11 protein-coding genes are annotated in these 13,315 nt (G+C 67.5%); 7 read left to right on the plus strand and 4 right to left on the minus strand.

Features of this window, described 5'->3' with window-relative positions; all coding sequences use genetic code 11:
- The coding region (locus tag AC5RV3_RS06985; protein ID WP_494121521.1) for a hypothetical protein at positions 1-305 on the minus strand (305 nt) is incomplete at its 3' end.
- A gap of 299 nt (positions 306-604) precedes the next feature.
- Between AC5RV3_RS06985 and AC5RV3_RS06990 the strand changes: the two genes are divergently transcribed.
- The 5 genes from AC5RV3_RS06990 to AC5RV3_RS07010 all read left to right on the plus strand — a co-directional run bounded on the left by AC5RV3_RS06990 (position 605) and on the right by AC5RV3_RS07010 (position 6,543).
- The gene (locus AC5RV3_RS06990; protein ID WP_494121921.1) at positions 605-2,077 is read left to right on the plus strand and encodes a fumarylacetoacetate hydrolase family protein; all 1,473 of its coding nucleotides are present in this window, start codon (positions 605-607) and stop codon (positions 2,075-2,077) included.
- On the plus strand, positions 2,032-2,742 hold the full coding sequence (locus AC5RV3_RS06995) for a GntR family transcriptional regulator (RefSeq protein ID WP_494121522.1): 711 nt from the start codon (positions 2,032-2,034) through the stop codon (positions 2,740-2,742). The genes AC5RV3_RS06990 and AC5RV3_RS06995 overlap by 46 nt, the downstream gene beginning before the upstream one ends.
- Before the next feature lie 111 nt (positions 2,743-2,853).
- The gene (hpaE, locus tag AC5RV3_RS07000) at positions 2,854-4,383 is read left to right on the plus strand and encodes a 5-carboxymethyl-2-hydroxymuconate semialdehyde dehydrogenase (RefSeq protein WP_493989288.1); all 1,530 of its coding nucleotides are present in this window, start codon (positions 2,854-2,856) and stop codon (positions 4,381-4,383) included.
- A gap of 31 nt (positions 4,384-4,414) precedes the next feature.
- Positions 4,415-5,512 carry a 3,4-dihydroxyphenylacetate 2,3-dioxygenase gene (gene hpaD / locus AC5RV3_RS07005; protein ID WP_494111238.1) on the plus strand — a complete coding sequence of 366 codons (1,098 nt, stop codon included), beginning with the start codon at positions 4,415-4,417 and terminating at the stop codon, positions 5,510-5,512.
- Between the two features lie 182 nt (positions 5,513-5,694).
- Positions 5,695-6,543 (plus strand): Rieske (2Fe-2S) protein, encoded by an 849-nt coding sequence (locus AC5RV3_RS07010; RefSeq protein WP_494121523.1) that lies wholly within the window; start codon positions 5,695-5,697, stop codon positions 6,541-6,543.
- A gap of 5 nt (positions 6,544-6,548) precedes the next feature.
- Here the strand turns inward: AC5RV3_RS07010 and AC5RV3_RS07015 are convergent, their stop codons facing one another.
- Positions 6,549-8,108 (minus strand): MFS transporter, encoded by a 1,560-nt coding sequence (locus tag AC5RV3_RS07015; protein ID WP_494121922.1) that lies wholly within the window; start codon positions 8,106-8,108, stop codon positions 6,549-6,551.
- Between the two features lie 498 nt (positions 8,109-8,606).
- On the opposite strand from AC5RV3_RS07015, the gene AC5RV3_RS07020 reads away from it, so the two are divergent.
- On the plus strand, positions 8,607-9,275 hold the full coding sequence (locus tag AC5RV3_RS07020) for a phosphoribosyltransferase (protein ID WP_494121524.1): 669 nt from the start codon (positions 8,607-8,609) through the stop codon (positions 9,273-9,275).
- A gap of 97 nt (positions 9,276-9,372) precedes the next feature.
- On the opposite strand, the gene AC5RV3_RS07025 is transcribed toward AC5RV3_RS07020, so the two are convergent.
- The gene (locus AC5RV3_RS07025; RefSeq protein WP_494111235.1) at positions 9,373-10,755 is read right to left on the minus strand and encodes an MFS transporter; all 1,383 of its coding nucleotides are present in this window, start codon (positions 10,753-10,755) and stop codon (positions 9,373-9,375) included.
- 428 nt (positions 10,756-11,183) lie between these two features.
- On the opposite strand from AC5RV3_RS07025, the gene AC5RV3_RS07030 reads away from it, so the two are divergent.
- Positions 11,184-11,897: an IclR family transcriptional regulator gene (locus AC5RV3_RS07030; RefSeq protein ID WP_493989282.1), complete on the plus strand. Its 714-nt coding sequence runs from the start codon at positions 11,184-11,186 to the stop codon at positions 11,895-11,897.
- Between the two features lie 40 nt (positions 11,898-11,937).
- Here the strand turns inward: AC5RV3_RS07030 and AC5RV3_RS07035 are convergent, their stop codons facing one another.
- A complete protein-coding gene (locus AC5RV3_RS07035) occupies positions 11,938-13,248 on the minus strand; it encodes an MFS transporter (protein ID WP_494121525.1) in 1,311 nt (436 codons plus the stop codon).
- Positions 13,249-13,315: the final 67 nt, after the last annotated feature.

Here is a 13,315-nt window from a genome sequence, read left to right on the forward strand (position 1 = left end):
TCCCCCGCCCCGGCACAGGCTCCGGCATCGGCGCCTGTGCCGGCGCCGGGTCCGGGTCTGGGCGCCGTCGCGTGTTCCCCGTTGGCGGCGATGTCCGTCTGCTCCACGGCCTGGGCGCCGGCTGCCTGCAGGAACTCCACCAGCTTCGAAACGTCCTCCACCGCAGCTACGGTATTGGCCAGATCCCGGGTACACAGGGACGCCCACTCGGCGGGAAAGCGGTCAGCGACCTCCTGCAGCAGGACAAACGCCTGGGCCAGGGATGTTCCCATCTCCCCGGTGCGGTCCAACGGTGCAAGAGCCATACCACAATTTTATTCGTACATACATTCGATGGCCACCGAAAAGAACCATTGTGTAGGAATAGTGGGTGGCTTTTTTGAGAGACCCGAACTAACCGGCCAACACGCCAGCGCTAGCCGCCACCACTCACCGACCAATCGGGCCGGCGGTAGCCGCCACCATCTCACCGATCAGTCGGTCGAAAACCTTCCAGCCGCCCTTGACGTGGCCCCCGCCACAGGCCATGATGGATCATATACGATTTCGTACTTCACAGGAGGATGCTTTGTCCGAAGCCAACGTCACCCAGTCCGCGGGCACGCTGCAGGCGGTGGATACCCAGATCCTGGAGGACGCCGGCAAGGTGCTGGCCGTACATCTGTCCTACAACTCCCGGGCGGAACAGCGTGGACGGGTTCCGGCTAACCCCTCCTACTTCATGAAGGCTTCCTCCTCGCTGGCCCTCTCGGGCGGCACTGTGGAGCGCCCCGCGGGCACCGAGCTGCTGGCCTTCGAGGGTGAAATCGCCCTCATCATCGGCAAGCCTGCCCGCCGCGTGACCGTCGAGGAGGCCTGGGACTATGTGGGCCATGTGACCGCCAGCAACGATCTGGGCGTCTACGACATCAAGTACGCGGACAAGGGCTCCAACGTCCGCTCCAAGTCCGGCGACGGCTTCACGCCGATCGGCCCGGCCCTGCTGCCCGCCGCGACGGTCAACCCGGACGCCCTCCGGATCCGCACCTGGGTCAACGGGGAGGTCGCCCAGGACGACACGACCGCCGGCCTGATCTTCTCCTTCGCCCGCATTGTCGCCGACCTGTCGCAGCTGATGACACTGCACCCGGGAGACATTATCCTCACCGGAACCCCGGCCGGCTCCTCCGTGATCGTGCCGGGCGACGTCGTCGAGGTCGAGGTCTCCGACGAAGCCGCCGGGCTGAGCACCGGCCGCCTGTCGACCACCGTCACCCAGGGCGAGGCGGAATTCGCGTCCTTCGGCAACACTCCCAAGATCACCGACACCGACCGGATCGATGCCTTCGGCAGCGAGGAAGCGGCCGGCCTGGCCCCGGCAGTTACCGGCAAGTCCGCGCTGACCGAGGACGTCAAGGCCAAGCTGCTCTCGGTCGCCACGGCCACCATCTCCGGCGCGTTGCGGAAGCGGGGGCTGAACAACGTCAGCGTTGACGGCCTGCTGGCCACCAAGCCCGGCCAGAAGGTCATCGGCACCGCCCGCACGCTGCGGTATGTGCCCAACCGTGAGGACCTGTTCAAGTCCCACGGCGGCGGCTACAACGCGCAGAAGCGCATCATCGACGCGCTCGGCCCGGGCGAGATCCTGGTCATGGAGGCCCGCGGCGAGAAGGGCTCCGGCACCCTCGGGGACATCCTCGCCCTGCGCTCCCAGGTGCGCGGTGCGGAAGCCATTATTACCGACGGCGGTGTCCGCGACCTTTCCGAGGTGGCGGCGCTGGACATCCCGACGTTCTACAACGGCGCCCACCCGGCGGTGCTGGGGCGCAAGCACGTGCCCTGGGACACCGACGTGACAGTCGCCTGCGGCGGCACCACCATCCAGCCCGGGGACATCGTCGTCGCCGACGACAACGGCATCCTGGTGATACCGCCCGCCCTGGCCGCCGAGATCGCGGACGAGGTCGTCGAACAGGAACGCCAGGACAGCTTCGTCTTCGAAATGGTCAAGGAAGGCCACAAGATCGAGGGCCTGTTCCCGATGAACGCCGAATGGCGCGCACGCTACGAGGCCTGGGTCGCGGAGCAGCCGAAGTGACCACCCTGGCCCCCAGCAAGTCGGAACAGGCCTACGAGCTGCTGCACGAGCGGATCGCCAAGGGCGAGCTGGTGCCCGGCTACCGGTTGGTCCTCGGGACCATCGCCGCGGAGCTTGGCTGCAGTACCGTCCCGGTGCGCGAGGCGATCCGCCGGCTGGAGGCCGAGGGCCTGGTGACGTTCGAGCGCAATATCGGGGCGACGGTGGCAGCCGTCGACGCCGAGTTGTACCTGCACACCATGGAGACGCTGGCCGTGATCGAGGGCGCGGCAACGGCCTTGGCCGCGCCGCTGCTCTCCGCCGTGGACCTGGCCGAGGCCCGCGCGGTCAACGCCGAGCTGCGCCGGTGCCTGGAGGACTTCGATCCGCGCCGCTTCACCCAGCTCAACGACCGGTTCCATGCGGGGTTGTACGAACGCTGCCCGAACCCGCACATCCTGGATCTGGTACACCGGGGCTGGAACCGGCTCAACGCCATGGGGGCCTCCAGCTTCAGCCACATCCCCGGCCGTGCCCGCTCCTCGGTCGAGGAGCACGAGCAACTGCTGGATTTGATCGACGCCGGTGCCAGCACCGGCGAGGTGGAGAAGGCGGCCCGGGCCCACCGGACCAACACGCTCAACGCCTACCTGGCCGCGGACGGCTTGCCGCCCTCGCCCCTGTAGGCCGCGCCCGCTGCGGAAGGCGACATCCCGCCGTCGTCAGCGGTCAAGCACCCTACACAACCCAGACCTCACCGACTACCGACCATTCAACCCCCAATGGAAAGGACCATCATGGCCGAGCACTTTGTCCCGGACAACCTGCCCACCCACCTGCAGCACTACATCGGCGGCAAGCTTGTCGACTCCATCGACGGCGACACCTTCGACGTGCTGGACCCGGTCACCAACAAGCCCTACCTCAAGGCTGCCTCCGGCAAGGTCGCCGACGTCGCCGCGGCCGTTGCCGCCGCCAAGGACGCCTTCGAGAACGGTCCCTGGCCCACCATGCTTCCGCGCCAGCGCTCCCGCGTGCTGCACAAGGTCGCCGACATCGTCGAGTCCCGCGGCCAGGAACTGGCCGAGATGGAGTGCTTCGACACCGGGCTGCCCATCAAGCAGGCCCTGGGGCAGGCCCAGCGCGCGGCGGAGAACTTCCGCTTCTTCGCCGACCTCATCGTCGCCCAGCACGACGACGCCTTCAAGGTTCCCGGCCGCCAGGCCAACTACGTCAACCGCAAGCCGATCGGCGTTGCCGGCCTGATCACGCCGTGGAACACCCCGTTCATGCTGGAGTCCTGGAAGCTGGGTCCGGCGCTGGCGACCGGCAACACCGTGGTCCTGAAGCCGGCCGAGTTCACCCCGCTCTCCGCATCCCTGTGGCCGGGAATCTTCGAAGAAGCCGGCCTGCCCGAGGGCGTCTTCAACATCGTCCACGGCTACGGGGAGGAAGGCTTCGCCGGGGACTCCCTGGTCAAGCACCCGGACGTCCCGCTGATCTCCTTCACGGGCGAGTCCCGCACGGGCCAGATCATCTTCGCGAACGCGGCTCCGTACCTGAAGGGCCTGTCCATGGAGCTGGGCGGCAAGTCCCCCGCCGTCGTCTTCGAGGATGCCGATCTGGAGGCAGCCATCGACGCGACGATCTTCGGAGTCTTCTCCCTCAACGGCGAGCGCTGCACCGCGGGCTCGCGCATCTTGGTCCAGCGGAGCATCTACGACGAGTTCGTCGAGCGCTACTCCGCCCAGGCAAAGCGGGTCAAGGTCGGCCTCCCCCACGAGGAAACGACGGAGGTCGGCGCCCTGGTCCACCCGGAGCACTTCGACAAGGTCATGTCCTATGTGGAGATCGGCAAGCAGGAGGCCCGCCTGACGGCCGGCGGCGGCCGCCCCGAGGAGTTCCCGGAAGGCAACTTCATCCAGCCGACCGTCTTCGCCGACGTGGCCCCGGACGCCCGGATCTTCCAGGAGGAGATCTTCGGGCCGGTCGTGGCCATCACCCCGTTCGACACGGACGAGGAGGCCCTTGAACTGGCCAACAACACCAAGTACGGACTGGCCGCCTACATCTGGACCAACGACCTGAAGCGGTCCCACAACTTCGCCCAGAACGTCGAGGCCGGGATGGTGTGGCTGAACTCCAACAATGTCCGCGACCTGCGCACCCCGTTCGGCGGCGTGAAGGCGTCCGGCCTGGGCCACGAGGGCGGCTACCGCTCCATCGACTTCTACACCGACCAGCAGGCCGTGCACATCAACCTCGGCGAGGTGCACAACCCGGTCTTCGGCAAGGCCGAGGACGCCGCCGCCATCCCGGACGCCTGACACTTACCCCCACCGCTCGAAGGAGAGAATTATGAGCAACGAAATCCCCAAGCCCTCGGTTCCGGCCCCGGACATCCTGCGCTGCGCCTACATGGAGATCGTGGTCACCGATCTGGCCAAGTCGCGCGCCTTCTACGTCGACCTGCTGGGCCTGCACGTGACCTACGAAGACGACGAGGCGATCTACCTGCGCTCGTTCGAAGAGTTCATCCACCACAACCTGGTGCTGCGCAAGGGCCCGATCGCCGCGGTGGCGGCTTTCGCCTACCGCGTGCGTTCCCCGGAGGACGTGGACCGTGCCGAGGCCTACTACCAGGAGCTGGGCTGCCGGACCGAGCGCCGCAAGGAAGGCTTCGTCAAGGGCATCGGCGACTCGGTCCGCGTGGAGGACCCGCTGGGCTTCCCGTACGAGTTCTTCCACGAGGTGGACCACGTGGAGCGCCTGCACATGCGCTACGACCTCTACTCCGCCGGCGAGCTGGTGCGCCTGGACCACTTCAACCAGGTCACTCCGGACGTGCCGCGCGGGCGCAAGTACCTGGAAGACCTGGGCTTCCGGGTCACCGAAGACATCAAGGACTCCGACGGCGTGACCTACGCGGCCTGGATGCACCGCAAGGGCACCGTGCACGACACCGCCCTGACCGGCGGCAACGGCCCGCGCATGCACCACGTGGCCTTCTCTACCCATGAGAAGCACAACATCATCCAGATCTGCGACAAGATGGGCGCCCTGCGCATGTCCGACCGGATCGAACGCGGCCCCGGCCGCCACGGCGTGTCCAACGCGTTCTACCTGTACATCCTGGATCCGGACGGCCACCGCGTGGAGATCTACACCCAGGACTACTACACCGGCGACCCGGACAACCCCGTCATCACCTGGGACGTCCACGACAACCAGCGCCGCGACTGGTGGGGCAACCCCGTGGTCCCGTCCTGGTACACCGAGGCGTCCCTGGTGCTGGACCTCGACGGCAACCCGCAGGAAGTCATCGAGCGCACCGACAACTCCGAGATGGAGGTGACCATCGGCGCCGACGGGTTCTCCTTCACCCGGGAAGACGACGAGGACGGCACCTTCCGCGGCCAGGCGTCGAAGGGCTTTAAGATCGGCAACCAGGTTTAATCCTGGTCCTCGACCACATGACGACGCCGCTGGGCGGCTTCCGCACGGAAGCCGCCCAGCGGCGTCTGTGGCCTTGTCCACCTTGCCGCGGGATGCCACACTGGCACCTAACTGCGGTGCCGGTGCCCGGCCGACAGGGCCGCCCCCGGTTGCCGACCGTTCTAGGGGATTGGGGGGACGGCGTGAATATTCTCCGCACCGTCGTTGCACGTATAGAACGAACCGAGGCTCTGGACAAGGTTGCCGAGCCGGTGGCCGGACTGGTGGGCAGGATGGTCAGCCCCCGGCCGATCAGGAACATCCTCAGCGGCAGCTTTGTGGGCCATCCGCTGCATCCGCTCATGACCGACTTTCCTATCGGTGCCTGGACCATGTCCACGCTGCTCGACACCGTGGGCGGCCGCCGTTCCGAGCCCGCGGCCGACCTCCTGGTCGCTGCCGGGATCATCACGGCCGCACCCACGGCATGGGCCGGGCTCAACGACTGGTCGTATACCCAGGGCGAGGACCGCCGGCTCGGCATCGTGCACGCCGCATCCAATTCAGCGGCGCTGGCTTGCTTCGCCGCTTCCTTCCTGGCCCGCCGCAGCGGCAGCCGGGGGTTCGCCAAGGTGCTCGCCCTGGGCGGCTTCGGGCTGGTCATGTCCGGCGGCTACCTGGGCGGTCATCTGAGCTACGCGCGCGGCGTCAATGTCAATCACACCGCGTGGCGAAAAGGTCCCGTCGAGTGGACCCCTGTCCTGGCGGAGAACGAGCTGGCCGAGGGGCGGCCGCAGCTGGCGCACGCGGGAGACGTGTCGCTGGTCCTGTATCGCAGCGACGGCACCGTCCGGGCGCTGGACAGCGTCTGCAGCCACATGGGCGGGCCGCTGGCAGAAGGACAGGTCGACGACGGCTGCATCACCTGCCCCTGGCACGGCAGCCAGTTCCGCCTGGCCGATGGCAGCATCGTCAGGGGTCCGGCCAGCTCCGAGCAGCCGGCCTACGAAACACGCGTCCGCGAAGGGCAGGTCGAGGTCCGGCTGAGCTGACCGGATCAGCCCCTCGGAGACCGCGTCTTGGGCCCGCGGGAGGCCCGGCGGGCGTCGGATCCGGCAATGACGAGCGTGGCAACGACCGACGCGGCGGTGACAGCCAGGCCGGCGGTGATCGCCTCCGTCCAGCCTGACCGGGCCTGGACGGAAAAGGCGACGGCGGTGATCACCGCGATTCCCACGGCGGTGCCGATGCGCTGGGACGTCTGCAGCACTCCCCCGGCGCTGCCCGCGTACTCCAACGACACGTCGGCCAGGGTCAGCGTCTGGTTGGGGGTGATAATCAGGCCCTGCGCCATGCCGATGAACGACAATGTCAGCAACATCCACCAGATGCTGAGCAGGCCTGCCGCCTCCAGTTGGATGACGGCGATGGTCAGCGCCAGCCCCAGCAACGCACAGAGGATCCCGACGACGATCATCTGCCGTCCCCGCTCCAGCACCCGCTTGCCGGACCAGTGCGACGAATACGCCCCGAACAGTGCAGCAGGCAGCCCGATCAGCCCTGCCTCGAGTGCGCTGCCACCGAGCCCCTGCTGGATATAGAGCGCCACCAGCACCCAGACGCTCGTCACGCCCATGAAATACAGGCCGGCGATCAGCGAGCCGGCGGAGAAGCTGCGGGTGCGGAAGATCCGCAGGTCAACCATCGGGCTGCGTCCGCGGTGGCGGTAGGAATGTTCCCACCACGCCCACAGCGCCAGCAGTCCCGCGCCGCCGGGAAGCAGCAGCCAGATCCATGCACCGGTCCCGCGTTCGACGAACGGCAGCAGCAGCGCCAGCACGGCCAGGCCCAGCAGCACAGCCCCGACGGGATCGAGGTCACGCTCGGCTTTGGCTACGCGGGTCCCGGTGGTCCCGGGCGCGGCGGCTCCGGGCGCGGCGGTGTCGGGCGCTGCTGCTCCGGCCGCGGCGGTGCGACGATCATTGGCGGCGGCGCCTTCGCGGTCTTCAGCCCCGGGGCGGTCGGCAGCGCGCCGCGGCTTGAACCACATCAGCGCGAGCACGATTGCCAGGATCCCGACCGGTACGTTGACCAGGAAGGTCCAGCGCCACCCGTCCTGGACCCCGGCGAACTCAATGATCATCCCGCCCAGCAGGGGTCCGATGGCCACCGAAATGCCAATCACGCTGCCGAGCGCCCCGTAGGCACGGCCGCGTTCCGCGCCGCGGAAATACTGCTGGATCATGCCCACGGCCTGCGGATTCAGCAGGCCCGACCCCAGCCCCTGCACAAAGCGCGTGATGTTCAGGCTGAGGGGGTCGGGAGCGAGTCCTGCGGCCACCGAGGAGAGCGTGAAAATCGCGACGCCGGCGATGAACAGCGGGCCGCGGCCCAGGATATCCCCCGCCCGGCCGGCGGCCACCAGCACCACACCAAAAGTCAGCGCGTAGCCGGATAGCACCCACTGCAGGTCCGAGTCCGTCGCGCCCAACCCGATCTGGATGGACGGCAGCACCACGTTGACGATGCTGACGCTCACCAGCGACATGAAGATGGCCACCAGCAGCACCGCCAGGATCCGCCAGCGGCCCGGATCCGGGACGAAGCCAGCCTCCACGCCGTCGGGGCCGGCCGGTGCGGGCGCGGGACGGTTTTCTGGAACGGAATCGGAGGCTTGAGTCACCTACCATTCATACGCCGGGACGGGGCTGCTGCCAAACCGTGAGTGCTGCGCGGCGACAGTTAAACGAAAGAGCCGGAGCGGCAGGCGTTGGGGGAAACCTGCGGGTCCGGCTCTTCCACGCCCGGACCCAAGTCCAGGCGACGCGATGCGGGCCCCCGTTCCGAGCCCCACCGTTGTTTCGAGCCTATCCGGGATGCCATTAGCCCGCGATGGGGAGAACTACCCATGCCGGTTAAGCGGTTCAGCAAGACTTCCACGGTCGGTGGCGCTCTCCCGTCATCTGGCGTCCAGCCACCGTAGCGGACGATCTTTCTCGCCGGACATTTAGCCACCGCAGCGGGCGGACGCTCCCCGCCACCCGGCGTGCAGCCACCACCGCAGCGGCGTTCGCTCCCCCTCGCGACCTCGGGAACGCAAGAGGATACTAAAGCCGTGGGATTGTTGAGCGGGGCCCCTGACCCTTTCGCCGATCGGCCCGATGCGGCACGACAGCTGGCGGCCGAACTGGGAGCCTACCGCGGCCGCAACGACGTCACCGTGCTGGGACTGGCGCGCGGGGGTGTGCCGGTGGCCGCGGTGCTGGCGAAAGAACTGGCCGCCGGCTTTGACGCGCTCATCGTTCGCAAATTAGGCATCCCGGGCCAGCCGGAGGTGGCCTTCGGTGCCTTGGCCGCCCACGGCGGGCACACCGCCGTCGTCATGGTGGAACCGATACTGGCAGAACTGCGCCGCCGCAATTACAGCGACGAGCTCCTGCGGCAGGTCCAAGACCGGGAACGTGCCGAACTGAAGCGGCGGCAGGAGGCGTATCTCCACGGCAGGACGGCAGAGGTCCGCGGCCGAACCGCCATTCTCTGCGACGACGGATTGGCGACCGGTGCCACCATGAAGGCCGCGATCAACGCCGTCAGGCAAAGCGGACCCCGCGAGATCGTCGTCGCGGTGCCGGTGGGCCCGCCGCAGGCCTGCGCCGAGCTCGAGAAACTGGCCGACGTCGTGTTCTGCCTGCGCAGGCCGCGCAACTTCAGGGCCGTCGGCGAGGCCTACCAGTACTTTAGCCAGGTCAGCGACGACGAGGTACTGGCAGCCCTTCCCCGGTAGCGGCTGCGTCTGCAGCGCTTGCAACAGCGGACCGCCGCCGGGTGCAATCACCCGGCGGCGGTCCTGCCTTCAGCTGGTTCTGCTGCGTGTCGAGAACCTAGTGCGCCTCAGGGTGCCGCTTAAGGTGCTCGATCTCGGGGTCGATTGCCCGAAGGTTCGCGCCCTTGGTTTCCTTGACCATGGAAACGGCGACCAGCGAGATCACGCACAACACCATGATGTAGATGCCGATCGGAATCGTGCTTCCGGTCTGGCCCAGCAGCAGCTCGGCGATCATCGGGGCGAACGCGCCGCCGAGGATGGCGCCGATGGCGTAGCCGATAGAGACGCCGGAGTACCGCACGTTCGCCGGGAACATTTCCGCGTACAGGGCTGACTGGGGACCGTACGACAGGCCCAGCCCGATGGTCAGGACAAACATGGCGATGCCCATCAGCACGATGCTCGCCGTGTCGATCAGCATGAACATCGGAATCTGCCAGAGCAGTACCCAGACGTAGCCGATCTGGAACGTGCGGATTCGCCCGATCTTGTCCGAGAGGATGCCGCCGTACATCGTGAAGGCCAGCCAGCCGAAGGCCGCCAGCGTCGTCGCCAGGAGCACGGACGGGCGGTGCATGCCCAGGCCGCCGGCCTCGACATCCTTGGTGGCATACGAGGCGAAGAACGCGATCAGCAGATAGCCGGCGGCGTTGTTGGCAATGAAGATCAGCGCGGTGAGGATGACCTGCTTCCAGTTGTGCCGGAACAGCAGGCGCAGCGGAGCGGCAGATTCCTTCTTGCGTTCCTGCATCTCCTTGAACACCGGGGACTCGTCCACGGCGCGCCGGATGATGTAGCCGACCACGATCAGCACGATCGAGAACAGGAAGGGAATACGCCAGCCCCAGGCCAGGAACTGGTCCTCGCTCATCACGGTCGTGAGCAGCCACATCACGCCGGTGGCCAGGATCATGCCGCAGGGAACACCGATCTGCGGGTACGCGCCGAAGAAGCCGCGCTTGTTGATCGGGGCGTGCTCGACGGACATCAGGGCAGCGCCGCCCCATTCACCGCCGGCCGAGAAGCCCTGCAGGATGCGGAGCACCACGAGCAGGATCGGAGCCGCGATGCCGATCTGGTCGTAGGTCGGCAGCAAACCGATCAGCGCAGTCGCCACGCCCATCAGCATCAGCGTAAAGACCAGCATCAGCTTCCGCCCCAGCCGGTCCCCGAGGTGTCCGGCGACGATGGCGCCGAGCGGGCGGAAGAGGAAGCTAATGCCCAGCGACGCCCAGGCGACGATCTGCGCCAGGCCGGCGCTCTCCTGGGACAGCGGGGCAAAGTACAACGTAGCCAGCACCAGGCCGGCGGCTTGCGCATAGATGAAGAAGTCGTACCACTCGATGGTGGTCCCGACCAAGGTGCCGGCGAGCACCTTGCGCTCTTCACGGCGGGCTGCTGGGCTAAGATTGCCTGCCAGCTCTTCTGACGTTGACATATTTTCTCCGTGTATTCACAGAACGGGTTACCGAACGGTCGGTAATGTGACTGGAGCCATATTACCGGACAGTGACAGGCCACACATAGGGCCGCCATATCATTTCCATAACGCCCCCGCGATGCGGGGTCGCGTCCCGACAACGCTTGCCCGGCGCGGGAACGACGCCGCCCGGTTTCGCGGACAGCAAGCGCGACGGGTGGCGGGCGCGTCCTTGCCGCGGCCCTCCCCTCGCCACCGGGTGGCCGGGCGCCCGCACCTTAGCGACGGGTATTCAAAGGCAGCGGCCCGGAACGCGCCGGGATTGCGTTCTATAGTTGGACGGTTTGTCCTGATATAGAACAATAGGACCTGTGAGGACCGACACAGGACGCATGTTCGGTCCCCCAGCAGCTCCCCTAGCCAGGATTTTTTCAGAGGATGGACCGATGAGCCAGACCCCCACCAAACCCGCCCCGGCGCACTCGCAGACCCTTTCCCGCGGCATCAAGGCATTGGAAATCCTGGCGGAAGCGCAGTCGCCGATGACGATCGCCGAGTTGTCCGAGGCGTTGGGGGTGCACCGTTCGGTCGCCTACCGGATCCTGCGCACGCTCGAAGACCATTCGCTGCTGATGCGCGATTCGGCGGGCCGGGTGCAGGCGGGGCCCGGCCTGGCCGCGCTGGCCCGCGGTGTTTCGCGGGACCTGCAGTCGGCGGCGCTGCCGGAGCTGACTGCCCTGGCCAACGACCTGATGATGACAGCCTTCATCGCGGTCTGGGACCAGCACGACTGCGTCACGCTGCTGACCGTGGAGCCGCGGCATACGACGGCGCTGGTGCAGCGTCCGGGCACCCGGCATTCCTTCGCCGCGGGAGCCCCGGGCATCGCCATCCAATCGGCCCTGACCCGGGACCAGTGGGAGCAGCATGCTCCTGGGCAGCCGATCCGTCCGGAAGCCCGGCTGGCCAAGGACGCCGGTTATGCCATCAGCCATGACGAGGTGATCCCCGGCGTCTCGTCGGTCGCTGTGCCGGTCACCGTCCCGGGCCAGCTCCCGGCGGCCGTCGCCGTGGTCTACATCAGGACCGATACGCCCGATGAGGAAATTGCGGAGGCATTAAAGCGTTCCGCCGCCGTCATCGAGGCGGAGCTGCACTGAGCCGGGCTTAGCCGTGCCGCGCCGGATGACGGAGCGGAAGTCAGGCGCCCTGTCGGCGCCGGACGACGGCAGCCGCGATCAGGCCGAGCACCAGCAGCATGGCCGAAGCGGCAACCGACACCAGGAACGCACCGGAGTGGCCCAGGTTCTCGGCCAGTGCACCGGCTACTGCCGAACCGATGGCAGAGCCGAGGACGACCCCGCTGGCGAGCAGCGTCATCACCGTACCGAGCCGCTCATCCGGAGCGACCAGGCTTCCGATGCCGTAAATGGTGACCATCGTGGGCCCAACGGGCACGCCGACCAACAGCAGCACGAGAATCATCGGCAGCACTTCGTCGGGCAGCAGCAGCAGTACGCAGAACGCCGTCATCGCCGCCGCGCACACGACCCAGCGGCTCGAATGTTTCCACCGTGCGGGCCAGTAGGCGACGGACAGGGCACCGAAGGCCGACGTCAGGCCCAGCAGCGCATAGAGCAGGCCGGCGGTGTCGGCCGCGCCAAAGCTGCCGCCGAAAGCACTCAGGGCGTTCTGGGTTGCGCCAAAGAACACGCCCATGGCCACCATGCCCAGCACGGGGATGGCGACCAGCGGCCAGTTGATCCGCACCGGCGAGGCCGCCGCAGCGGCTCCCGGGTGCGCCTTGACCAGTCCCGGCGTCACCGGAACGACGGCGCGGTAGGTGGGGTGGACGGCGAAGGCAGTAACCATCGTTACGGTCAGGGCAGCGGCCAAAACGAAGGGCAGCCACGGGGCAATCAGCGCCGCGAGCAGCCCGACCAATGCCGGTCCCAGCACGAACGTCAGTTCATCGGCGGTGCTCTCATAGGACAGCGCGGTATCCAGTACCGGCTTGTCGTTGCGCGTCATCGCCATCCACCGCACCCTCGCCAGCGGGCCGACCTGCGGACAGGTGGCCCCGACGGCGAAGGAGGCCGCCAGCACGGCCACCGTGCCGGCTCCACTGCCTCCTATGTAGACGGAGGTCAGCAGGACGACGATGGCACAGGTGTGTGCGGCGGCCGCGACCAGCAGCACGGGCCGTTGACCGACCCGGTCGGCAAGATAGCCGAACAACGGCGCACCGGCGGCCGAGCCGATCCCGACGGCGCCGGCGGCGAAACCGCCCGAGGCATAGGATCCGGTGCTGACCGTGACCAGGGTCAGGGCTCCGACCGTCAGCATCGCCAGCGGCAGCCGGGCAACGAATCCGATGGCCAGGAAGGAGGTTCCGGCCATCCGTGCCAGCCGCGCGTAGCGGCCGAAGGGGTTTCGGGTCTTGCGCCGGCCGGCGGTGTCGTCGCTGGAAAGGTGTTCCTGTGCGGGCGCGCCGGGATCAGAAGAAGTCATCGGTTTTTCCGTTGGTTCGAACCGCGCACCGTCCCGCCTCCCGATGCGCACAACCCGTATAACATAA

It is taken from the genome of Arthrobacter sp. Y3221114, from assembly GCF_059092625.1.

What these genes read in the sequence shown, in the direction of transcription:
- AC5RV3_RS06995 (WP_494121522.1), top strand. Translation starts at nt 2,032, where the DNA reads ATGGCGCGCACGCTACGAGGCCTGGGTCGCGGAGCAGCCGAAGTGACC.
- hpaE (WP_493989288.1), top strand. Translation starts at nt 2,854, where the DNA reads ATGGCCGAGCACTTTGTCCCGGACAACCTGCCCACCCACCTGCAGCAC.
- hpaD (WP_494111238.1), top strand. Translation starts at nt 4,415, where the DNA reads ATGAGCAACGAAATCCCCAAGCCCTCGGTTCCGGCCCCGGACATCCTG.
- AC5RV3_RS07025 (WP_494111235.1), bottom strand. Translation starts at nt 10,755, where the DNA reads ATGTCAACGTCAGAAGAGCTGGCAGGCAATCTTAGCCCAGCAGCCCGC.
- AC5RV3_RS07030 (WP_493989282.1), top strand. Translation starts at nt 11,184, where the DNA reads ATGAGCCAGACCCCCACCAAACCCGCCCCGGCGCACTCGCAGACCCTT.
- AC5RV3_RS07035 (WP_494121525.1), bottom strand. Translation starts at nt 13,248, where the DNA reads ATGACTTCTTCTGATCCCGGCGCGCCCGCACAGGAACACCTTTCCAGC.